This window comes from Cyanothece sp. BG0011 (genome assembly GCF_003013815.1).
Taxonomy (GTDB): domain Bacteria; phylum Cyanobacteriota; class Cyanobacteriia; order Cyanobacteriales; family Microcystaceae; genus Crocosphaera.
Genome location: NZ_PRLH01000003.1, coordinates 1 through 24037, shown reverse-complemented (window position 1 = coordinate 24037; position 24037 = coordinate 1). Strand labels below are relative to the sequence as shown.

Genomic DNA, 24037 nt, shown 5'->3' with positions numbered 1-24037 from the left:
TTTTATCCTTATAAAATTTACATTTGGCTTTGCAATTGCTGTTTACTTTCTTTAAATTGCTGTGCCATTTGTTTGCGTTCTTGTTCAGACATATTGTTACGCATAGCAGCAAACATGGTGCTTTCTTCTTGACGAGTATGATCCCCTACCATGGACTTAACCTGACGCAGTTTTTCCATAAATGGCTCGCCGGTGTTGTCCATATTTTTCATTTCATTAAGAATATTTTCGAGTTGTTCTTGCTCGTCATAAAGTTCTTGGGTATCTCCTTCTCCGTAAAAAGATTTCACAGCAGGATAAACCACCTCTTCTTCTGCTTTAGCATGAACCACTAAGTCTTTATAGAGTTGACCAAATAAAGAGGTAATTTCATCAGAATTCTCAGCAGAGCGAATCTCACTAATTAAGGTTTTCACTTTCTGATGGTCCATGAAGATTAAATCCATGATATCCACGTCTTCACCTTCAGAAGATTGAGACACGGCACTACCGAAGAGTCCGGTGGTGGCAGCGACAGCATCCTGTACCCGGCCCCATAATCCTTGATCCGGTTCTTCTCCGGTGAGTTCTTGGGTTCCGGCATACTCAAGCATCCCTTTGAGACGTTCTTGATGAGCGCGGTTTTCAAAGTTAACGGTATTAAGGGGAGCAATGGCTGCTTCTACATCTTTGCCAACCACTTGAGCCGCTTTGTGTATCACTAACCCAGACATCATCTGACCATGTTTTAAGAGTTCGTGATGAGCCAGTTTTTCATACAAACTCATCTCAGAATGGGAATTAACGTTTTTGGCTTTTTCCACCATTTCTTGTACGCTTTCTTTGGGTTCAGATTGAATCCCATATTGAGTAATGGCTGTTTTGACAATTTCTAAATTTTTGCGATCGTCTTCGAGCATATCTTCGAGACGTTTCGCTAAGGTTTTTTCGTTACACTGACTCAGTAACTGTTCTTCACTATCAATAATTAACTGCTGAATTGCTTGCATATCAGCTAATTTTGTGGCAATCGCTGATCGTTTTGTATCGTTTAATGTAGCAGGCATATGGAAATCTCCTGTCTGTTATTTTAAAGTCTAAAATCTAGTTTAAAAAGTTTATTACTGATTAGTATCTATCTCTAGGTTGAAGTTAGATTTTCTTTAATTAACCCTTGGTAAAGAGTGATTGAATGGTAGAAAAACTACTGATTTTTGCTAAGTTAAACCGATAGACAAATATGAAAAAAAGGACGCAAGGTTTGCGCCCCTATTCTTGTTGCAATGACTAAGTCATAAATAAAGAGAATGGGTATTATCCGGCTGCGATCGCTCCACCCCAGGCGGAGGCTATCCCAGACAATAAAGCAGTGAAGAAGAGCCACCAAGCAGCGGTAGCTGCGGCTTTTTTGGTTTCTCTAGCCTGATGTTGCGCTTGTTCTTTAACTTGTTCAAGGCGCATTTTAGCGGTTTGTTGGATACGTTCGGCCCGTTGTAAAATGCGATCGCGGGTATGTTCAACTTGCCCGACAATGCGCTCAGCTTGGGCGTGAGAAATATCATCCCGTGATTCTAAAATAGCGACTACTGTATCGCGGTTGACTTGGGAAAAGCGATCGCGCAAGGCATCAAAACCAGCTTGAGGATCATCAAACAATTCATGAATATCATGGCGAATTCCCTGATAATTCAGTTCAGGACGCTCTAAACTATTCAAGTAACGGCGAATTTTATCTAAAATGCGGTCAATGGCGGCTTGAATGCTTTGTTTAACCCGATCAATCTGATGCAAGAATTGATTACGAACTTCTAAAATGCTGTCAATAATCTGATTCACATCGTCTTCGCTGATATCGTCCCGTTGAGACAATAAAGCCACTAATGTTTCTCGATCAAAGGAGGCTAAACGTTCTTGTAAACTCTCTGTACCGGCTTTGGGATCGTTAAGCAATAAGCGTACATCTCGCTTAATCCCTTCGGGTTGGAGTTCTTGGCGATCGGTTGATCGTAAATAATCTTCTAATGCCGTTTCAAACTGTTGTACCTGGGCCACGGCTTCTTTAGCAATGCGTTGGGGTGCTTTCAATATTTGCCGTAGGGTTGCCATCACCTGATCGATAATATGGTTAACTTCGGCTTCGCTCAAATCATCCCGTTGACTGAGCAACTGGACCAACGTATCGCGATCCATCATACCCAAACGCTGCCGAATGGCTGCTAATCCCACTTGAGGCCGGGTTAAAAGCTTGGTTAAATCCCGTTTGATCCCGTCTGGGTTCAGTTCTGCTTTATCGGTACTGCGTAAATAATCAGCAATAGCTGAGACAATTTGCTCATATTGTTCTTCGATTTGACCGGCTAACTGATTCGGTAAGGCCAGTAAAGTAGTCCACACACTCTCAACTTGATCAAGAATTTCGTTAGCTTGGCGTTCGCTCAAATCTTCCCGTTGACTGAGCAACTGGACTAAGGTATCTCGATCAAAGCGAGAAGCTCTGGCCCGTAACAACTTGGCCCCGGCTTGGGGATCATCTAAGAGTAATTTTAACTCTTGTTTAATGGCTTGAGGATGAAGTTGTTCTTTGTCAGTTTCTTTGAGATAGGTTTGTAGTTTCAGCCATTGCTGGTCAACTTTTCCTTGAATGGCTGCTTGTTGATCTTCACTTTCTTTGATGACTTGCTGATGAATCTCTTCGAGTTTGGGGGTGATAAAAATGGTTTCACCCACTTCAATGTCGTGACGTTCGATTAATAAGCGTTCAAAGGTAGGAACGTCGAACTGCGCTAAACGGCGTTTTAGTTCCCCCTCGTCAGCATTGCGATCGCTTAAAATCGGCTTGAATTGGATCTGAAGTTTCTCAGGGTTGAGAAGGTCTTCTTTGGGGGCGTTATAAAGATAGCGTTTAACGTCACTGAGGAGTTTTCGGCGTTTTTGTTCTTCAACCGCAGCATAGGCAGTGTCAAGGACTTCGAGGCGATTTTTTTCGAGAACATTGGCGGTTTTTTCGATTTTTTCTTGGGTTAAAATCCCTTTTTCTTGCAATAAGCTGACAAACTCAGACCGATCAATGGTCTCTAATTCTTTGGCCATTTTTTCTGGGTTGGGTTGGACTTCGTAGAGAAGATCCTGAAATTCGTAGCTTAGGGTACCGGGTTGTAAGTTCCAGGGATAAGCATTGAGTAGATAGGTTTCAATCTCGTCATGGAGATGATGGCCGTTCCCATTGCCATTACCATTACCATTGCTGGGGGTTAAACGATGGGCGAGTTTATCGCTTTGTTCTGTGAGTTTTTCTTTAATTTCGTTAATTTGGTCAACGATTTGGTCGATATCTATTGAAGATAAATCCGTTCGTCCCATAACCATTCCCATGAGACTATTTAAACCCATGGCCACAGAGCGAGAGAGCATACTGGGATTTTCTGATTTTCGGCGTTTTCGCATCTCTTCAACTAAACGCTCTAATTTTTGGGTTAATTCACCCCCTAAGAGTTGCTCTTTGGTAGCTGATTTAATAAAGTCTGTGACTTCTGTGAGGGAGTCTTGTTGAGTGGGTAATTTTTTCGTAATTTTTTCCCAGACGGTTTCGAGTTTATCGGCGATGCGGTTAATATCTTGTTGGGAGAGATCGCTCCGGTTGGACACTAACTCGATGAAGGTTTGGCGATCGATGTTGGGTAAATTATCCCTTGAGCCAATGTTTTGTAAGTCTTCTTCGTCGATGAGATTTTCGATATCTGAGGCGAGTTTATCGAGGTTGAGGGGTTGGGGCCGTAACGTAGATAGGTAATCTTCGACATTTTCCCGTAAGGTGATCGGATCGATCGCGTCTCCAATTTCGCGCCGTACGGCAGCGACAGTGGCCTCTGCTGTGTCTACGGCTTTTTTACTGGCGGCTTTGGCCCCGAAGGCTGCTGTGGCAGTTCCCATGATAGTTTGAAAACCAGAGGTTGCGGTGTTCACCACTGAACCCAATAAAGAACCCACGGTGGTTGAACTGATCCAAACCATTAAAGAAAAATAGGTTCCCCAAATCACTAAACCGACGATCGCTCCTGAGAGGGGAGAGACAAATAAACTGAGTTTAATGGCTAACAAACAAGCGAAAAATAGGGCAACGGTTACACTGATTAAGGTGCCTAACCCTAGGATCAGACTCACTTTTTGAATAGTATGACCTAAACCGTGATGATCGTCTTTTGTCTGATGGTTTGATGAGGAACCCCCCGCAAAGGAAATCCCTGCTGCTACCCCAAGATTAGTTAATAATAATTGAAAGGCAAAGGCTAACACCACCCCGGCAATTAAGGACGTGAAAAACTGCGGACCACTAAACACTAATGCAGCATCTTCTAACGTTTCTATGGGGGGTTCATTTAGAGTTTGGGCGAGCCAAATCTCATTAATAGTTACAATTGAATTTAGCATCATATTGGTATATCTAATGTCTAATGTAAGTAAAGGATTAATCCCAACGTTTCCTTTTTTGCTCTTTTCAGGGTTAAGAAACAATCGCAAAGCTTTGATTATTTCTTTTTTCTAGTTTGTCAAAGTAAAGACTTTGTCTGCATAATTAGGCGAATTATCGTTACTTTTACTATTCTCACTCGAGAATCTAGATTAATAGTTGGGATATAATAATATTAATCAAATAACCTGCCCTCTTTGTACTCATCGGGAGGGATATTTTTGAGGCTAGACTCTATCAAAAGTTAGATTTTGAAGTTAGTTATTTTTATTTTTAATCTTGATCAATAAATTGGGCGTGTTTATTCGGAACAATTTTAGAGCCATAACGCTTTGCATAAACTTGGGTAAATTCTGCCCCAAAAAATAGGATTTGAGCAGAGTAATAAACCCAGACCAAAATAACCACTAAAGATCCGGCCGCTCCATACACTGAGCCTAAACTTCCTCGGCCTAAGTATAAACCTAAAGCAAATTTCCCAATGGTAAATAATAAAGCGGTAATAATAGCACCGATTTTAACATCATCCCAACTAATTTTTACATCGGGTAAATAACGATACATTAAACCAAATGCAATTGTAATTACTACAAAAGATAAGCCAAAATCAAGGAGTTGCCAGAAAAAGTCAATACCAGGAACAAGTTCACTTAAATAATGATTTAATCCCGATAAAGCAGCACTAACAACCAAAGAAACTAATAATAAAAAGCCTAACCCTAGGATAGCTGAAAATGATAAAAGTCTTTTCCTAACCAAGTTTTTAAAGCCTTCCTCTGATTTAGCTTTAACTGCCCATACTCTATTTAAAGATTTTTGGAGTTGAGCAAAAACCCCTGATGCACCGAATAATAAAATAATAATACTAATGATAGAAGCAAAATTACTTACTTGTGGTTTATTGGCATTTTCAATCGCTGTTTCTATTAATTCTGCACCATTTCTTCCCACCAACCCTTGAATCTGACTAACAATTTCACCCCTAGCTGCTTCTTCTCCAAAAACAGCCCCGGCAATGGAAATTACAATAATAAGCAGTGGTGCTAAAGAAACACTGGTATAATATGCTAACGCAGCCGCTAAACTAGAGGAATCATCTTCTTGCCATTCTTTAAAAGTTTCTTTTAGTAATTTTATTAAAACTCTGAAATTCATATACTGATTATTTTTATAAAGTTAAACCCACAAAACTAAACATATCATTCTACTTTTTTATTTTAACTTAGCTCAATATTTATTTTTCTTCCTCTACCATTAGATAGATATTTTTATTCTTGTTCTATTATCCTGCTGCTTTGGGTATAGCAGCAGGAGCTTAAAAATCTAAGATATAATCTTAGTATAAACTTAAGCAGTTAAACTGGCTGCGTCAGCTTCATAGGGTTCAAACTGAGCTTTTTTAGCCCCACATTGTGGACATTCCCAGTCATCAGGAATTGCTTCAAAAGGGGTCCCTGGTTCAATTCCAGAATCGGGATCTCCTTTAGCAGGATCATAAATATAATTGCAAACATTACAAATATACTTTTGCATAATAAACTCCGAGCTTTAAAATGTGCTATGTAAACAAACTTTATCGTATTTAAAGATTTATTTACCTCTTTCTTGAGTTTTATTTATGTTTTGATGATTAACTTTTATTGTCTATCGAAAGGAAGAGATTAAAGAAATATCAATTAACTAGGCACAGATCATTAAAAAGAGTCTTTTTTCTATAATATCTATTTCCCCATTAACGATAATTTTCTTGAATTAATTTTTATAACTAAGTATTTTATTGATAGAAAAAGTTGAGTAGAATAAGATTTATATAACATTTTCTAGAATCAACACAATTATGCAATTATTAAAACATTTGACTGCAAATAATATTAAGCTTAATCCTTATTCATTTATTCGTGAATTATCTATGGAAGCATATCTAATAGAAAATGAGAGCGTTTTACTATTAGATAATGATAATTTTTCAGACATTGAAATTATTGATGTAGAATTGACACTAAAAGATGGGAGAAGGAGTAAAAATACTGATGGAAGAATTGATATATTAGCTCTTTATAATCAAGAAACTTATGCAATTATAGAATTGAAACTTGGTGAATTAACTAAGATTCATTTAGAGCAATTAGAAGATTATTTACAACAAAAAGAGCGGCTTTTAAAATATATAGAAAATGAAGAAATTAACAAAAAAGAAAATAAATGGATTGGTGTCTTAGTCGGTAGTAGCATTGACCCATTATTAGAAAAACAAATAAAAGAAGGTTATTTAGTTCATGATTCTATTCCTGTTGCTGCGTTAACTGTTAATCGATATCGTGGAGAAGATAACCAGATTTATGTATTAACTGAAACCTACTTTAAAAATATCAGCCGAAATTATGATAGAACTAAATACAAATTTAAAGATAATTTATATGGTAAGGGTCGTCTCGTTTTAGCTGTTGTTAAAGATTATGTAGAAAATCATCCTAATATTCAATATTCAGAATTAAAAACCGCTTTTCCAGATTACTTGCAAGGCTCAAAATACGGTGTTTTTTTAACATTAGAAGAAGCCAAAAAAATTCAGGAGGAAAAAGGTAAAAAAAGGCACTTTATCAAAAATGAAGAAGTGATTAACCTTGCTAATAATCTAAAGATAGCCGTTTGTACTGAATGGGGAATAGGGAATATTAATAGTTTTATCCAAAAAGCTCAAAGCTTAGGGTTTAAAATTCAGCCAACGTCAACAACTTAAACAGACTTTAACTATTGACTTTTTTCAGAACTCGTTCCAATTAAAAATAATAAAGCCATTCTGACAGCAATCCCACTGGTTACTTGTTGTTGAATTAAACTAAATTCAGGATCATCCATCAATTCTGAACTAATTTCTACTCCACGATTAACCGGACCAGGATGCAATATTTTAACCCCAGAATTACACCATTCTAAACGATGATGAGTGATACCATATTGTTGATGATATTCCCTTAAACTGGGTAATAAATAATCCGTCATTCGTTCTTTTTGCAGACGCAGCGTCATGACAAAATCAGCCTTTTCTAAGGCAGGTTTCAGGTCCCAATCTAAGAATAATTGACCCTCATGGGTCTCATTTTGCATCCCTTTAAACCATTGAGGAACTAACGTCGGCGGTCCCACTAAATGGACATCGGCCCCGGCTGCAGTTAAACTCCAAATATTAGAACGGGCAACCCGTGAATGTAAAATGTCACCGACGATCGCAATTTTTTTCCCTTTTAATAACTCTAACCTTGGATTATCAAAATCCAGTAAACAACACAATGTAAATAAATCTAATAACCCTTGAGATGGGTGTTCATGTTGGCCGTCCCCTGCGTTGAGAATACCGACTCCAGTTTTGAGACGATCCATTTCTTGAGCGATCGCATGGGGGACTCCTGCTTGTTTGTGACGAATAACCATAAGATTGGTTCCCATGGCCAGATAGGTTTTAGCGGTGTCTAAAATGGTTTCTCCCTTCGTTAGAGAGGAACTTCCAGGGGAAAAATTCAAAATATCAGCAGACAGACGCTTAGCGGCTAATTCAAAACTGCTACGGGTACGGGTTGACGGTTCAAAAAACAGATTCGTCACCACCACCCCTTGCAGGGCCGGAACCTTCTTCGTGCGACTCGATAACACTTCGCGGAAACTAGAAGCGGTTTGTAGTAGGGTATCATATTCCTCTGGAGTCCAATCCTTTAACCCTAAAACATGATGACGAGTCCAACTCATAAAATAGTCCTAATCGGGTTTGTTTCAAGAAACTATTGTATCCGAGAGGGGGTGATACTACTCGGTTAAGCAGAAAACTCTAGTTGAGACTGCAAGGGAGTGGGGAGCAGAGAGCAGGGGAGAGTCAGTGTTTAAAACGCGTCTAACTATGTTGTACGTCCTTGCTAGAATAAAGAAGAGGCTACCCAATAACAATCAAATTTCAATCATTGTGTAATCATCGATGCTAAAAATAACCAAGCCATTAAATAAACTACTATGGACTTTAGCGTTAACTGGTGTTTCAACCTTTTCTGTCTTAGGACAAGAAACCCCTAATAATCCATCTTCTCTTATCTCTCCAGAAACCAAAATTGATTACACACCTTTACAAGAAGAGTTACAACAAAAACAATGGCTAGAAGCCAACGAAACCACCACTACCTTGCTGTTGCGGTCCGTTAACCGTGAACGACAAGGGTGGATGCCTCAAGATGAGGTAAAAAATATTGCTTGTTGGGATCTTAAAGTGATAGACGATCTTTGGAAACAATATTCCGGGGGAAGATTCGGCTTTAGTGTTCAGTTTCCGATCTTCGTTGAAACCGGCAACCGACCGGGCCGCTTAGTGGACACCGAAGCTTATGATAACTTTGGCAGTCGCATTGGATGGCGCAACCAAGACGGATGGATACAATTCAAATATAGCCTTGACTATAGTTTAGATGCCCCAGTGGGTCATCTGCCTAACCCTCGCCCAGAATACCAAATTACAGGAGGAAGACTGAACTACACTGCCCTGACTCAACGAATGGTAGAGTGTGGCATGGTGGCTTATTCAGACCCGAGAAGGCCCCTTAACTATCAACCTCGGTAGTTTTTGAGACTACCCTTGCCAAATTAACGAAACTTAAAACCTAAAACCTATTTATTTTGCTACATTCGATGTGATCGCAAAAATACTTTAGTTCCATGAAACCCCTTCAATGCTCTCAACAATGGTTAGGAACCGCGTTAATGGTTTCTCTATTAACCACAGGTTGCGCCAGTAACGAACCCACCGCCAGAGGACCTCAACCGGTTGAGGTGAAGTTACAAACCCTCGAACCAGCCACCTTAGTGGATAGTAATGCCTACGTGGGAACCCTCGAAGCCAGACAACGGGTAGCGTTAGCCCCCAGTCGTACCAATGGAAGAATTAAGGCCATTTTTGTCAGAGAAGGGGATAGGGTGAGTCAAGGACAACGATTAATTGAAATTGAACCCCAACAACAACAACAAGATTTAGTGGCCGCTACGGGGAATCTTAAGGTAGCTATGGCTGATCTTAAAGCAGCTGAAGCGGAATATCGTCAACGAGAAGCTGAACGCGATCGCGCCAAAGCTGACGTAGAAAACGCTAGAGCCACTTTAGCCAGCACTGAAGCGGAAGTCCAAAGGGTACAAGCAGAGCTAACCTTAGCCGAACAAAACTATGACCGAGCAAAATTCCTTGAATCAGAAGATGTTGTCCCCACCCAAACCCTCGACGACGCAACCCGGACCCTCAACGCAACTAAAGCGCAACTGCAATCTACCCTCAAAACCCGTGATGCTTCTCAACAAGCACTCAGGGCGCAAGAAAATAACCTACAAGCGGCCGAAAGACGAGTTGAGCAAGCATTGGCGAATGTAGATAGTCGTCGTTCTTCCATTGTTCAAGCCCAAGGGCAACAAGGAGCAACCGCAGTGACCCTAGGGTATAATTTCTTAGAAGCTCCCATTACTGGGGTCATTGGTGAGTTTAATGAGAAAAAAATCGGCGATAGTGTGAGCATCGGTGAGCAAATTACCACCATTACCGATAATCAAGTCTTTTATCTCAACGTTAATGTTCCTGTCGAAAACCGTAACCGTCTCCGTCAAGGACTTCCGGTTGAATTAATTAACCAGGATGGCAGTCCAGGGGTTCAAGGACAAATCACTTATATTGCCCCTCAAGTGGATCAAAATGCTCAGTCGGTTCTCGTGAAAATGGCTTTTCGTAATGATGGAAGTCTACGGGATAGGCAGTATGTACGAGCCAGAGTTATCTGGGATAGACAACCTGGGGTGTTGGTTCCCACCACTGCGGTGAGTAGTTTAGGGGGACAAAAATTTGTCTTTTTAGCTCAACCTGGAGCGTCTCAAGATAGTTTAGTGGCTAAACAAGTTCCAGTGAAAGTGGGAACCATTCAAGGTCAATCTTATCAGGTGATTTCTGGGGTTAAACCGGGCGATCGCATTGCGGTGAGTCGTATTCTTGACTTAAGAGATGGTCGCGCTATTAAAGAAGCGTCTCTGACTTCTTCAAGGGAACAGTAGAATTGATAACTTTTCTGAACACCATCACCAGATATTACACAATGACAGACGCAAAAAACGTATTAGGAACCGATTTACAACTGTGTTGTAGTGACCCCATGACGGGTTATTATCGTGACGGTTATTGTCGCACCGGAGGGCAAGATTTCGGGGTTCATGTTGTCTGCGCTCAAGTCACTGAGGAATTTTTAACCTTTACTAAACAGCAAGGAAATGATCTCAGTACCCCCATCCCCGCTTATAATTTTCCTGGCTTAAAACCCGGCGATCGCTGGTGTTTATGTGTCTCCCGTTGGCAAGAAGCAAAAGACGCAGGAGTCGCACCTCCTGTCATTTTAGAAGCGACTCATATCAGAGCATTAGAAGCCGTTTCTTTAGATGAATTAAAACAGTATGCTGCATGATTTATAGTAACTGATAACTGTTCACTGATAACTGCTCACTGTTACACAATTAACCATAAAGCCAAACCAAAGAAAGGAATAAACCTTAAGGGACGTTGGGGATTTTCAGGAGGAATAACTGCCCCCATCAAAACTATTTGAAAAATGGCAAATAAAACCATATCTACCGCAAAGGCAATAACCACACGACTACTGTGTAATTGTGTTATGAAATAGTCTATTCTTTGGCTGAAATCTCCAAATTCTGGCCGTCCTATAAATAACCAAACAATAGCAATAATGCCAACGATTAACCCTGTCCAACCGAAAATATGGTCTAAAATTCCTTTTTGGGGTTCTTCTATTTTTTCTAAAGTGGGTTGTTTAAATCGAAAGGCCATATAAGGCAAAAGAAACACATTTGTTAGAAACATGGCCACAGTCCAAAGGGCAAATTTTGGGAAATCTCTGACCCGTTTATCGGCTAATAATAAAGGCAAAAACATAAATATCCAAGCTTCAGCAAAGTTAAATTGTGCTTCTATGGCCGGATGAACCACAGGAGATTTCATAAGAGAAATTCCTAGGGTATTTAAGATGGGTAACACAAAGAAAAAATTAATAGACTCGCTGATAACTTCTTTGATAGTTTCTGGTTGGATAGCCCAAACCGGTTCCCCTGGTAAAATAAAATTAGGGGAAGAACACAGCAAAATATAAATATAAGTTCCTGCGAGAAACCATAAAACTTTTGATAAAATTAATTGCATTTTTGGTGGGTTAGAATCTTGTTTTAACAATGTTTTAATTAAAGGGGTTACTAAACGAATGATCAAAAAAGAGAGTTTACCAGGTTTCAGGGGAGGTTCAACAATATCCCTGGCAAAGATTAGTTTTCCTGTGGTTTCTGAGATACGATAAAAACTAACCCCTCTACCATTGGGAATGGGAATATTATCGAGTTCAACGTGCCATAAAACCCCAACTTTTAAGGGATCTCCTGTGGTAATTTCATCCACCACAAATTTAAAATCATCGGGAACATTATCACAGGATTCTTGAAAGAGATGTTTAACAGAATTCTTACCTTGAAATGTCTTAGAAAAGTTGACATCTTCATAAATACAATCATCATCAACCCATTGCATCGCTTCTTGAATATTTCGGTTGTTAATGGCTTGATAAATAGATTCAATAATCTCTTTTGCTGTTTTTTTATTCATGAAAAATATTAGGAACTAACGTTTAAAAAAACTGACTGTTGCCTATTTCAATCCCTCTTGCCCCCTTAACCCCCCCTGCCCCCTTAACCCCCCCTGCCCCCTTAACCCCCCCTGCCCCCCTTATAAAGGGGGGTGTGGGGGGTGTGGGGGGTGTGGGGGGTGTGGGGGGAATATAAAAAACCGGCCCCTTTTAAGAAACCGGAATAGGAATTATTTTATAATCAAAAACCTATAAAGAAAGTCCTAATTTTAATCCTAAAATACCATGAGCAATTAACACAATGGCAACCACACCACCTAAATAAGCATGAAACGCGCGATAACCTTCTTTTTGATCTCCATTAAACCCAATTAAAGGGGTAATTGCACTGATGGCCATTAAGCCGATAACGGCGGTTCCAGTCCAAAAATGACCGCTATTTAAGATAGGATGTTGTTGCATCACTAAAGATAGCACGCCGCCAGTATAGCCTAGGGTAACAAAAAGAAAGACCCAAGGGGCTAACTGACGATGAGAAGCGCGACTTTCTGAGACAACTTCCGGGTCCGTTACGAAACGACTACGCCACCCCATATAGGCGGTAAAACTACCCATCACTAACACAACAATACCCATCATGACTGGGTGTCCCCAATGAACAATGGGTTCGGGTACGCCTAAACTACGGAACCACGCGGCCAAGGGTTCCAACATATCTGCAAGTTTGTCTCCCATAGTTCTAATGCCTTATCATAATTTTTCAAGAGTAATTATGATAATTATATTAAAAAATTGACCCAGAATTGCATTTTTTTCCGCAAGTCTCTTAAGATTTTTTTAAGCCAGTTCTTTTTCTTCCATAAATGCAACAAATTGTTTCACTAACTTGACATTTCGCCATCCTTTTTCGGCTTCTTCGCTGATAATTTTTAAGGCTTCTTGGGGACTATAAGGTTGTTTATAAGGTCTTTGACTGGTTAATGCTTCGTAGATATCTAAAATTTGAAAAATTTGTGCTAATTTAGGAATACTTTCGCCGATTAAACCATCAGGATAACCGCTACCATCCCACCGTTCGTGATGATGACGAATAATTTGGGCAATACCGCGACGGTTTTGCATGGGTTTACAAATTTCTTCCCCAATTAAAACGTGCTTTTTAATTAATTCTTTTTCTTCTTCGTTTAATTTTCCTTGTTTGAGCATCACTGCATCAGGAATGGCAACGGTACCGATATCATGGAGATGAGAAGCTAAAATGAGATCGCTAATTTGTACCTGATTTAAGTTAAGATATTCCCCAAATCCTTGGGCTAATTGATCAAATCGAATTCCTGATTTTCCTTCGGGAGAATAACGTTTTTGAATCGCTTGAGAAATCAAAAATAATACTTGTTGTATCTGATCTAGCCATTCATAGAGTCGTTTTCGTTGCACTAATAGTTCTACTTCGGGTAATAAAACAATACTTTCTAAGGGTTTACTCATGAAAGCATCGGCCATCACTCCTTGGCTTTTGAGACGGGATGGATTATCATCCGTGACACTCATTAAAATAATAGGAATAGATTGAGTCTCTTGATTTTGTTTTAAGGTTTGACAGACTTCAAAGCCATTATAATTCGGCATTTTAATATCCATCAAAATGAGATCGGGAGAGAGGTTTCTTACTGTAGCAAAGACATCGGAAACACCATCATGTTCAATGACATAATAACCACTGGTACTTAATAAATCCACTGCCATAACACGGCTAAAGGGGTGATCATCCACCACTAGGATTTTTGCAGGTTCTGAACTTCCAAAAATATCCACGCTTGTTAAGGTTACGCTTTCATCTTTTGATTATACCAAACTAACACCACAAAACTATTTTCTTGAAAGAATGGCGGCCATAATTTGTCCCAAAGCAATTCCTCCGTCATTGGGAGGTATATTATTATGCCAAAAAGGGGTAAAGTTTGCTTGTTTTAAGCGTAAAATTGCTCTTTCTGTTAAGTATTTATTCTGAAAGCATCCTCCTGTTAAAAGGATATTCTTTTGTTGACTTTTTTGAGCAATATTAATAATCATTTCTACTAAGGTATTGTGAAATTTAGCGGCAATTTTTTGATGAGATATGTGATTAACTTTGTCTTCTATAATACTCTTGATCATTAACTCCCAATCAATCACTAAAGGATAAACTGAACCTTTAATTTCGTAGGGATAACTTTCCGTAATTTCTAAACCATTAATAGCATATTCTAAGGCCATTGCTCCTTGTCCTTCAAAACTTATATTCTGACAAATTCCTATCAGGGCTGCTACGCCATCAAATAATCTTCCTACACTAGAAGTCAAGGGCGTATTAAGGTTACGAGATAACATTTGTTTGACTAAGTTTAATTCTTTGGTTGAAATTGTTTCTAAAAAAGGTAACTTTTTCTGCTCTTTCTCTTCTAATACTTCAGATAATAAAGATAATGCGATTCTTCGAGGATCTTTAACTGCTTGATTGCTTCCTGGTAATTTAAAGGGACGAAAATAAGCTATTCTTTCATAGTTATTATCGTTAACGAGAAGAAATTCACCTCCCCAAATTGTGTTATCGTCACCGTATCCTGTGCCGTCCCAAGCAACTCCTAAAACGGGAGGATTTAAGTTATTATTGGTTAAACAAGAAAGTACATGAGCATAATGATGTTGAACGGTCATTAAGGGTAAATTTTGAGTCTTTGCATATTGACTCGATACATAGTCAGGATGAGCATCACAAACGATCATTTCTGGTTCAAAATCATATAATTTTTCCAAACTTTCCATGACTTGATTAAATGATTTTAATGCTTCTGCTGTACTTAAATCTCCAATATGTTGACTGATAAAAACTTGATTTTTTTTAAGAATAGCTATAGTATTTTTTAAGTGTCCGCCGACGGCTAAAATGTTAGGAATATCCTTATTTTTTCTTGGTGATTTATCATGAATTTGTATAGGAAATGGTGCATAACCTCTCGCACGACGAAGGATCATTTCTCTTTCTCCCATTACCCTAACAACGGAATCATCTACAGGACGAATAATAGGACGATTGTGAACTAAAAATAAATCAGCAATCTGTTTTAATCTTGATAAAGCTTCTATTTCATCAATACAAATAGGTTCACTGGCAAGATTACCACTGGTCGCTACGAGAGGAAAATCGAGTTGATGGAGTAATAAATGATGTAATGGTGTCGAGGGTAACATGACTCCTAAATAGGGATTATTAGGAGCAATCTCAACACTTAAGTGATCATTATTTCTCCGTTTTAAGAGAATAATAGGGGCTTGAGGAGAGGTTAAGATTGTTTCTTCAAGATCATTAACTTCACAATCATTTTTAATCGCTTCTACAGAAGCATACATTAAAGCAAATGGTTTATGAGGTCGATGTTTATGCCGTCTTAATTGGGTGACGGCTTTTGTGTTTCTAGCATCAACCATTAACTGAAATCCTCCTAACCCTTTTAAAGCTAAAATTTTGCCCTTTTTTAAAGCATCAATACTTAAAGTTAAAGCACTATTATCATTAGCTAATATGTCTCCTTTGTCATTCCATAGTTCTAACCTTGGACCACAAATCGGACAAGCATTAGGTTGGGCATGAAAGCGCCGATCAAGGGGATTTTCATATTCTTCTTGACAGCGTTCACACATAGTAAAAGCTTTCATGGTGGTGTGGGGGCGATCATAAGGTAATTTTTCAATAATAGTGTAACGAGGCCCACAATTAGTACAATTAGTAAACGGATATAAATAGCGTCGATTGTTAGGATCAAAAATCTCTTGTAAACAATCAGAACAAGTGGATAAATCAGGTAAAACGATGGCTGTTTTTTCTCCACTACTACTGTGACGGATTTCAAAATTGGTATAGTTAATGGGGTCTAGCCAAGTCGTTTCTAAGGTGTTAATTTGGGAGATAGTCGGTTTTTCTTGGGGAATTCTAGCTAAAAAGTCTTGTAACCTTGTTTGCTCTCCTTCCACTTCAATAAACACCCCAGATGCAGAATTATTAACCCATCCTTTTAAATTTAATTCGGTGGCTAAGCGATAAACAAAAGGACGAAATCCCACCCCTTGAACCGCCCCTTGAATAATAATTTTTAATCGTTTTAACTGATTCATAATCTAAGAAAATAAACTATCCTATTGTTTGATATCTGAGTTCAATCTAAGAGAGTTTGGCGACAACTTGTCCTTGTTTGATAGCAGTGTTCAGTTGTCTAGAATTAAGCGTAAACGACAAATTCTTATCCACACTCGACACCCCACACCCGAAACCCCACACCAAACCCCTAACAGGGAACTCAATTCAAAATGTCCCTTATCTTGGTAAAATAATAAATCAGATGAGTTTATCAAGAGAAGTTAACGCTTCATTAGATTGGTCTATTCTGGTGCAAAGCGAGTCTACAACGAGAGTCCCCCTTTCCAAAGATATAACTCTCTCTTTGCCTCTCAAGCGTACTTCTCAACCATGACATTAAAGGTTCCTAGGGAAAACTCCATTGGGAGTGTATTGGTTTAACCCTAGATAGTTAACCAATAAGACTGGGGTGTGAAGTTTAAACCAAAGCATTACTCATCAACTGATCCGGTGTTTATCTTCCTATCTTCAGATCAATCAAACTCACTCACATTTAGCAAGGACTATTTATAGATGGAATTTTCAATCGCTACATTATTATCCCACTTCAGTGATAACAAATTGGTGGCGGCCAAACTCCTAGAGAAAAAATTAGGATGTGAAGACGAAGAAAGCGTCCAAAAATTACAAATCATCCTAGACGCATTAGAATTAGTTGGCATCCTAGAAAAAGAACGGGGTAAATATCGTCGGGTTAAAGAAGACGATGTGGTAGAAGCCAAGTTACGCTGTTCGAGTAAGGGGTTTTGCTTCGCTATCCAAGACGAAGAAGATGCAGAAGACATCTATGTTAGAGAACTCCATCTAAGTAACGCTTGGAACGGCGATCGCGTTTTAGTCAAAGTCATTAAAGAAGGAACCCGTCGCCGGTCCCCGGAAGGAGAAGTGAGACTCATTTTAGAACGGGCCAACCCCTCTTTATTGGCCCAAGTCAAAAAAGAAGAGGAAACCTATCAAGCCATTCCCCTTGACGATCGCTTACTCTTTGAATTAATGCTAGAACAAAATGGGGGGAACTTAGAGGCAGCGGTGGATCATCTAGTCCATGTGTCCGTGGTCCGTTATCCCATCGGGGAACACCCCCCCCTGGGACGAGTCACCCGCATTTTAGGCAGCGATGCAGAAGCAGCTGCCGATACGGATATTGTCTGCTGTAAACACGATCTTTCCCAAACCTTCAGCGAAGCGGTAGAAACCGCAGCCAACGAACTACCCACCACCTTTGATCCCGAAACCATCGACAAACGGGCCGACTGGCGTGAAGTCCTCACCTTTACCTTGACTGAAGAGACGGAACGAGACTGTCTACCCTTTATCGAAACGGCCTTTACCCTGGAAAAAACAGAAGACAATGACTGGCAGTTTGCTGTCCATATTAGCGATATCGCCCACTATATTCAACCGGACTCTGTACTGGATAAAATCGCTAAAAAACGGGGAACCACGGTCTATCTAGGGAAAAAAGTCTTACCCATGTTACCCGAAGCCGTCACCGAACGTTATTCCTTGAAACCGGATCAAGACTTTTTGAGTGTTTCAGTGATCATGACGTTTGATAAAAATGGTCAACTGCAAGAATACAGCATTGAACCGACCGTCATTCGTGTCGATCGGCAACTCACCTATTCCGAAGTGCAATCGATTTTAGCAGACTTAGAACAAGTCCCCGATGATCAACAACCTCTGGCCGAGAAACTTAAACACCTTTTCTTTACCCTCAGTCCCCTAGTCAAGGCCCAACGGTTACAACGAGGGGGTTTTGAACTACAATTAGAACCGCGATCGCCTTATCAAGATGAGGGTAGAATCGGGACTTTAATTGCCTCCTCTCGAACTCCCATTCGTTCTTTGTTGACCGAGTTAGTGGTGTTAGCCAATAAAGCTGTCGCTAACCACATTCAGGCTTTAGGGATACCAGGAATCTATTGTACTCAACCTGAACCGGACTGGGAAGAGTTAGAAGACTTACTCAAATTAGCCCAAAATTTAGGGTTAGAAGCGTCCCTTGAATCAGAAGAAGAAATCACCCCCCAAGATTACTACAATTTAACCCAAACTTTAGGGAAATCTTCCCATGTTCATGTTCTCAGTTATTTACTCCATGAAACCCTAAAATCATCTAAATATAATAGTCATCCCGGTTCTCATTTTGGCCTCGCTTATGAGGACTGTTACACCCATTGTATTGCCCCAGGTAAACGCTATGTTGATCTCTTAATTCAACGGGTCTTAAAATTAGTGTTTAGTGATGGACGCGATCGCCGTACCCGACAAACTAAAACAGGGGTTAATCTCTTTAGTAGTAGCTGTCATGGTAACATTAATTGGAATGTTTTACCCCCGGCCATGCAAGAAGAATTAGAAGAACGATTTCACTTCTTAGTCACCTATCTCAACGATCGCGAAAAAACTGCCGAAGAAGCGGAAAAAGACCTCGAAGGACTACAAAAAGCTGAAAAAATGAAGGAACGCACCGGTAAAGTTTTCAAAGGATTAATTACCGGGGTTCAATCCTACGGTTTCTTTGTAGAAATCGAAGATTTATTAGTAGAAGGATTAGTTCATGTGAGTTCTCTAAAAGACGACTGGTATGAATACCGTTCCCGTCATGGCTGTCTAGTTGGGCGCAAAAATCATATTGCTTATCGTTTAGGAGATGAAGTGGAAGTTGAGGTTAAAAGTGTCGATTATTATCGGCAACAAATTGACTTAGTTACCGTCAGTGGAGGAAGTTCAGCCAATAATGGTGACTGGAATGAGGAATAAGAATTAAACAAAATCTCGTCAGGGTTTAGCAAGGCTAAACCCAACCCTATTTATATTTCAACAGCTTAGTTAATTGTTAATTTTACAAGGTAAACTAATGGTAAGTAAGCAAAAAAAAGCGACCAAAAATCACAAGAAAAGAGGCATTTTAAACCGTTTATTCTTACCTCTAATTCTGAGTATATTCGTTTTATTAACCGGATGTGTTCGTTACGATGTTGGAGTGAATTTCTATGAACAACACAATGGGGAAATTGTCCAACATATTCGCTTAGCCCAACAGTTAACCAGTTTGAGTAAAACCGAAGCCAATCAATGGTTAAATAGTTTAGAAAGTCGCGCCAAAGCATTACAAGGAAAAGCCCAAAAAGTTTCCGATGAAGAAATTATTGTCAGAATTCCTTTTAGTAATGGTCAAGAATTAACCGATAAGTTTAATCACTTTTTTAACCCTAATTATTCTAAAATTGACTCTGGTTTAAAAGTAGAAAATCCCGAATTAGTGCAACTGAAAGCAGAGATGTCCATTAACCAAAATAACTGGATATTTTTCGAGCGAAATAAACTAAATATTGATGTTGATTTAAGAGCATTAGGGGTACTTTCTAACCAAGGAAATGTTATTGTTAGTCCGGGTTCTTTAGTTAATTTAGAGTTTGTTTTAAATGCTCCTTTCCGAGTGAACAATCTTGATAAACAAAGTACCTTAAATAGCGAATCCAATGCTAACTATACTCAAACCAGTTGGCAACTCGAACCCGGTCAAATTAATCACATTGAAACCTCTTTTTGGGTTCCTAGTTATTTAGGTATTGGAACCGTTATTATTATTTTGGTTATTCTATTAGGATTCTTCGCTAAACATCGACATTTTCCAGGGGTTCAAAAAACCGTTTGAAGATGGTCATTAAATTCTCTCAAAGCAACGGATGAACCAACCTGCCAAGCACGATCAACATAGTGAGGAACAATGTCTTTGACGGAAAAATCAGGAAAAATAAAACTATTATTAGTTTCTATATAGTGGTTCTCAGTAAAATGATAAATGTGTAATTCATTCGTTTTGTAAATCCAGACTTCAGGAATTGCCAAAGCAATGTAATCTTCGATGTCAGTAAAAGAAGTAACATCAATTTCTATGGCTAAATCTGGTGGCGGATCGATACTCATATCTAGTTTACGTTTTCCCAGTATGGCTTGATAGTTGTCGATATAAAAACAAGCATCCGGTTCTAATCCTGGTTTTTTGCCATACCTCAGTGTTATAGGATGAAAGCTTTGCCAATCTTTTTCTTGATAGCGTAACAGTGCTTTAATTAGATCCGATATGATATCTATTTCATTAGCGTGTTCAGGTAAAGGACTCATGAGTAGAATATGGTTATCTCGGAAACGAATGCGAGGAATTGAGCGATCGCCTAATTGCTTTAAAAGGTGTTCATAATCGGCTAAAGTACCAGGAAACTTTAAAATTGTTCCTGCCGGAAGATCGATTTTATCTGGAGTGATAGTCGGCAACATTTTTTTGAGATTTAATTTTTTCAATACTATTTAAAATATCAGTAAGATACACTCTAAGATCACGAGACATAAACCGTCTCCTCTAAAATACGTTCTCGAATCTGAGGTTTTATATCTTCTTTGATCACTAAATCAATTTTGCGCTTAAATAAATCCTCAAGTAAAAATTTTAAATCCATATAATTATCAAAAGTTACATCCCCTTGAAATTCTACCAATAAATCTAAATCACTATTATCTGTTGCTTCTCCTCTAACAAAAGAACCAAACACTCCTAAACTTTTGACTTGGTATTTTAGTTTTAAATTCTCTAGGTAGCTTGTTAAGATATCAAGAATTTGGTGAAAATCAGATTTATTTGTTTGCATTGTAATTACACATAGATATTCTTAGAATTGTTTAAGAATTACCTTAAAATTTTACTCTGTGGTTTCCAATAAAGAAGACACAGAAGGTAATAAAATGACTACATGAGGAACCGGACGAGGCGTATAACCCACCAAAGATTCCCCTTCATAGGCTAAAGAGGTACTAGCCCCAGAATCTAACATAACCGCATCCCTAAACCCTAATTGCTGCAAAATTTTGCCTAATTTGATAGAATCAACTGGGTTTTTAGAAACCCCGATCATGGGTTGTCCGGAACGATGAATTCCCCAAAAGGCCCGATGTCGAGGCACATGAAAATCAAATAAATTGCCAAAACTCTCATAAGGTTGTGCCAGAGAATCTTTCACTAACCAAGCAGCCCCTACAAACGCATCGGTGATAAATTCTCCGTCATCGGATTCAGCCGCAACCCCTGGCCAACTGTTATGACTGTCTGCATCAAAGGGGACAAACTTAACCCATTGATCACTAATTAAAACCAAAGGCCGACCATTCAATCTGGGATTTTCACTCTTATTTCCTGGAACGAATTCTCCCCCTTGACTCATCACTGGCCCGATCATTACATTGGAGTCGAGATATTTTAAGGAGAAAAACCCCCCATCAACCGCAGCAACGGCCTCGCTGGTTGCCATAATTTCTGGCACTTGATAACGACTATCGGCATGAATAGTCCCAGGTTTACCACCATTAATAATAATGAGTTCTACCCCATCAATTTTATGTTCTCGTTTGGTAATATTGGCCGTAAAATTAAATCCACCCTCTAAATGTTCTCCAGGATAACCGCCCCATGCTTGAGGGGAAACCACTTGTAATTGCGATTGACCAAACCGACCAATACTTAATAAATCAGGGGATTCTCCCACAAATATTTCTTCTTCATTAGACATGGTTAACGCCATTTTATAACCAGCAGCCAAAGCCCATTGTTTGACCCTAGCATCGTGTTTTCCTTCGGGATAGGTGAAATATTTAATAGGAATGCCTAATTTTTTTTCTAGAATTTCTTTGGACATCATTACTTCTTGAAATAGTTCATCATCGGATAATTCTCTTAAATCTCTCGGATGAGTAATGGTATGAGAAGCAATGGTAATTAAGGGGTCATCAGCTAGTTGTTGTAATTGTTCCCAGGTTAAACTAGAACGGGCTGTTTTTCCATCCATTTTCGTCACATAAACTGAGAAAACAGCCGGATAATTATACTTTTTCAATAAAGGATAAACATAGTCATAATGGCCGCCGTAACCATCATCAAAACTGAGTAAAATGGGTTTATCAGGTAGCGGAATTCCTTTTTGTAAATGCTCTAATAAAAAATCAAGACTAATGGGGGTTAAACCCTGTTCTCGAATGTATTTAAAATGATTTTCTAATTCTTCGGGAGTTACATCAAAAAAGACTTCTTTTTTGGGCAGAATATCATGATACATAAAGATGGGAACTTTCGCGGCTCTCGCACTTTCATGAATATAGGGAAACGGTTTAGCAACAGTTTGACTAGCTTTTTCGGCTGCTTTCCATAACTCAGGCAATGTGGTGGGTGAGATATTTAATGGCTGTTTATGATTAGAAATAACCCCCTTTAAACAGTCTTGTAGGTTTAAAGGATTATTAGAAAAAACCCTTCCCATCGCTTCAGGAGAAGAATGAATACTTAGTCCTAATTTGGAGTAGTCAGCAGAAGAGTCAACCGTCGCAGACTGACAATTTTTTTCTTGTTGAAGTTGGGCAGATGTTAGTCTATTCTTTGCCGTTAAATTATCGTTATAAACTAAATTGAGCAAAATTAAACTATAAAGAGTCATAATTAAGCCACTACCACAGCCTAAAGCAAGCTTAAAAGAAAACCATTGTGATGGAGTCGAAAACATAAAGATTTATTTAAATAAGTCAAATAAGGATTGATAAAATTTTAGTGTAAAGTTCCTTGATTAAAACAAAACTGTTATAAATTTATTGAAAATTTAAGATTTTCTCCCAGTTGTTTGTCTCCTTCTTGGGGTAGAGTGAATCCCGAGTGGGCTGATTCCCTAATGCCCTATCTTCTTTACATTCACAAACAAAACTTAATATAATTTTACATTAAAGTTGCGTAACTCGACGAAATGTAGGAATATAGCCGAATTTACCTATCATTTAATTGCTATTTACCAAGTTTTTTAATAAAATTTTAAGATTTTGTGACATTAGCCCCTAGACAAACAAAAACAACTTATTGTAAAAGAAGAGCAAATATAACAAATCACCATCTTTGATTTGTTCGGCTGTATTAATTGGGAGATGACCACTGTGTCTAATTTATTTCGTTCCCTTCTGTTAAGCGTATTACTGAGCTTTGTCACCCCTCTGTTGTTTCTAGGGGGAATGCTAGGGACATTGTTAACCGTTAGTTATATTCCAGGGATTGCTGTATTGGGTCAAATGGGACAAGAACTTGTTTTATCCTTTCTGTCTACCTTTGGGGAAGGATATCCGGTACAAGGAATGTTAACCATTGGCGTAACTTGTGCCATGGTTGGGGGTTTATTTGATGTCTTTAATTTTTATTTGTATCAAGATGTTCGCAGTCAGTAGTTATTTAAACAAAAAAGAGGACAATCATCATTGTCCCCCTAAACTGGTAATAAGAGTTTGTTAAAGTTCTCGGACGACAGGCTTATTATCAATAATTTCACCCACCAATACCACATCAGTGACCCCAACAAATAAGCCATTTTCGAGGACACCAGGAATGTTATTAATGGTTTTTTCTAGAGTAGCAGGGTCATCAATACTGTCAAACTTGACATCAATCACTAAATTACCTTGGTCTGTCACCACGGGACCGGCTTTTTTGACTCCCATGCGTAATTCTGGTTTTCCGCCTAATTGTTCCAATTTTCGCATCACAGGAACAACCGCTTTGGGAATGACTTCAACCGGTAATAAAAAAGTTGACCCTAACTTATCCACCAGTTTACCGCCATCAACCACCACAATAAACTGTTCGGCTAAACTATCGACAATTTTTTCTTGAGTATGGGCTGCGCCACCGCCCTTAATTAGATTTTTTTGAGGATCAACCTCATCAGCCCCATCAAT

The 24037-nt window shown here is 38.9% G+C and carries 20 protein-coding genes; 7 read left to right on the top strand and 13 right to left on the bottom strand.

Annotated features, from left to right (window positions below; translation table 11 throughout):
• Positions 1-17 precede the first annotated feature (17 nt).
• The 4 genes from C4E06_RS01065 to rd form a co-directional block, all read right to left on the bottom strand.
• Positions 18-1046 (bottom strand): hemerythrin domain-containing protein, encoded by a 1029-nt coding sequence (locus tag C4E06_RS01065; RefSeq protein WP_107666388.1) that lies wholly within the window; start codon positions 1044-1046, stop codon positions 18-20.
• A 247-nt stretch (positions 1047-1293) separates the two neighbouring features.
• On the bottom strand, positions 1294-4410 hold the full coding sequence (locus tag C4E06_RS01060) for a hypothetical protein (RefSeq protein ID WP_107666432.1): 3117 nt from the start codon (positions 4408-4410) through the stop codon (positions 1294-1296).
• A 310-nt stretch (positions 4411-4720) separates the two neighbouring features.
• The gene (locus C4E06_RS01055; protein WP_107666387.1) at positions 4721-5602 is read right to left on the bottom strand and encodes a YihY/virulence factor BrkB family protein; all 882 of its coding nucleotides are present in this window, start codon (positions 5600-5602) and stop codon (positions 4721-4723) included.
• Between the two features lie 192 nt (positions 5603-5794).
• Complete coding sequence (rd, locus tag C4E06_RS01050; RefSeq protein WP_107666386.1) at positions 5795-5980, bottom strand: rubredoxin; 186 nt, start codon at positions 5978-5980, stop codon at positions 5795-5797.
• 304 nt (positions 5981-6284) lie between these two features.
• On the opposite strand from rd, the gene C4E06_RS01045 reads away from it, so the two are divergent.
• On the top strand, positions 6285-7187 hold the full coding sequence (locus C4E06_RS01045; RefSeq protein WP_107666385.1) for a hypothetical protein: 903 nt from the start codon (positions 6285-6287) through the stop codon (positions 7185-7187).
• An 11-nt stretch (positions 7188-7198) separates the two neighbouring features.
• On the opposite strand, the gene C4E06_RS01040 is transcribed toward C4E06_RS01045, so the two are convergent.
• The gene (locus tag C4E06_RS01040; protein ID WP_107666384.1) at positions 7199-8191 is read right to left on the bottom strand and encodes an aspartate carbamoyltransferase catalytic subunit; all 993 of its coding nucleotides are present in this window, start codon (positions 8189-8191) and stop codon (positions 7199-7201) included.
• 223 nt (positions 8192-8414) lie between these two features.
• Between C4E06_RS01040 and C4E06_RS01035 the strand changes: the two genes are divergently transcribed.
• The 3 genes from C4E06_RS01035 (at position 8415) to C4E06_RS01025 (ending at position 10917) form a co-directional block, all read left to right on the top strand.
• On the top strand, positions 8415-9047 hold the full coding sequence (locus C4E06_RS01035; protein WP_107666383.1) for a GUN4 domain-containing protein: 633 nt from the start codon (positions 8415-8417) through the stop codon (positions 9045-9047).
• Positions 9048-9142: 95 nt separating this feature from the next.
• Complete coding sequence (locus C4E06_RS01030; RefSeq protein ID WP_107666382.1) at positions 9143-10513, top strand: efflux RND transporter periplasmic adaptor subunit; 1371 nt, start codon at positions 9143-9145, stop codon at positions 10511-10513.
• Positions 10514-10554: 41 nt separating this feature from the next.
• Positions 10555-10917 (top strand): DUF2237 family protein, encoded by a 363-nt coding sequence (locus tag C4E06_RS01025; protein ID WP_107666381.1) that lies wholly within the window; start codon positions 10555-10557, stop codon positions 10915-10917.
• A gap of 41 nt (positions 10918-10958) precedes the next feature.
• Here C4E06_RS01025 and C4E06_RS01020 read toward each other — a convergent pair whose 3' ends face one another.
• The 4 genes from C4E06_RS01020 to hypF form a co-directional block, all read right to left on the bottom strand.
• A complete protein-coding gene (locus tag C4E06_RS01020) occupies positions 10959-12119 on the bottom strand; it encodes a nuclear transport factor 2 family protein (RefSeq protein ID WP_107666380.1) in 1161 nt (386 codons plus the stop codon).
• Between the two features lie 229 nt (positions 12120-12348).
• On the bottom strand, positions 12349-12834 hold the full coding sequence (locus C4E06_RS01015) for a DUF4079 domain-containing protein (RefSeq protein WP_107666379.1): 486 nt from the start codon (positions 12832-12834) through the stop codon (positions 12349-12351).
• Between the two features lie 102 nt (positions 12835-12936).
• Positions 12937-13914 (bottom strand): HD domain-containing phosphohydrolase, encoded by a 978-nt coding sequence (locus C4E06_RS01010; protein WP_107666378.1) that lies wholly within the window; start codon positions 13912-13914, stop codon positions 12937-12939.
• A 54-nt stretch (positions 13915-13968) separates the two neighbouring features.
• A complete protein-coding gene (gene hypF / locus C4E06_RS01005; RefSeq protein WP_107666377.1) occupies positions 13969-16251 on the bottom strand; it encodes a carbamoyltransferase HypF in 2283 nt (760 codons plus the stop codon).
• Positions 16252-16786: 535 nt separating this feature from the next.
• On the opposite strand from hypF, the gene C4E06_RS01000 reads away from it, so the two are divergent.
• Positions 16787-19039: a ribonuclease R family protein gene (locus C4E06_RS01000; RefSeq protein ID WP_107666376.1), complete on the top strand. Its 2253-nt coding sequence runs from the start codon at positions 16787-16789 to the stop codon at positions 19037-19039.
• Positions 19040-19136: 97 nt separating this feature from the next.
• Complete coding sequence (locus tag C4E06_RS00995) at positions 19137-19937, top strand: DUF3153 domain-containing protein (protein WP_107666375.1); 801 nt, start codon at positions 19137-19139, stop codon at positions 19935-19937.
• Here C4E06_RS00995 and C4E06_RS00990 read toward each other — a convergent pair.
• Genes C4E06_RS00990 through C4E06_RS00980 form a run of 3 tightly spaced genes read right to left on the bottom strand, consistent with a single transcriptional unit; the run spans position 19922 to position 22827 of the window.
• On the bottom strand, positions 19922-20560 hold the full coding sequence (locus C4E06_RS00990; protein WP_107666374.1) for a Uma2 family endonuclease: 639 nt from the start codon (positions 20558-20560) through the stop codon (positions 19922-19924). The genes C4E06_RS00995 and C4E06_RS00990 overlap by 16 nt on opposite strands.
• Before the next feature lie 59 nt (positions 20561-20619).
• Positions 20620-20928 carry a nucleotidyltransferase family protein gene (locus C4E06_RS00985; RefSeq protein ID WP_107666373.1) on the bottom strand — a complete coding sequence of 103 codons (309 nt, stop codon included), beginning with the start codon at positions 20926-20928 and terminating at the stop codon, positions 20620-20622.
• 51 nt (positions 20929-20979) lie between these two features.
• Positions 20980-22827 carry a polysaccharide deacetylase family protein gene (locus C4E06_RS00980; RefSeq protein WP_107666372.1) on the bottom strand — a complete coding sequence of 616 codons (1848 nt, stop codon included), beginning with the start codon at positions 22825-22827 and terminating at the stop codon, positions 20980-20982.
• Positions 22828-23236: 409 nt separating this feature from the next.
• On the opposite strand from C4E06_RS00980, the gene C4E06_RS00975 reads away from it, so the two are divergent.
• On the top strand, positions 23237-23530 hold the full coding sequence (locus tag C4E06_RS00975; RefSeq protein WP_107666371.1) for a hypothetical protein: 294 nt from the start codon (positions 23237-23239) through the stop codon (positions 23528-23530).
• A 60-nt stretch (positions 23531-23590) separates the two neighbouring features.
• On the opposite strand, the gene rpiA is transcribed toward C4E06_RS00975, so the two are convergent.
• A partial coding sequence (gene rpiA / locus C4E06_RS00970) for a ribose 5-phosphate isomerase A (RefSeq protein ID WP_107666370.1) occupies positions 23591-24037 on the bottom strand: 447 nt, incomplete at its 5' end.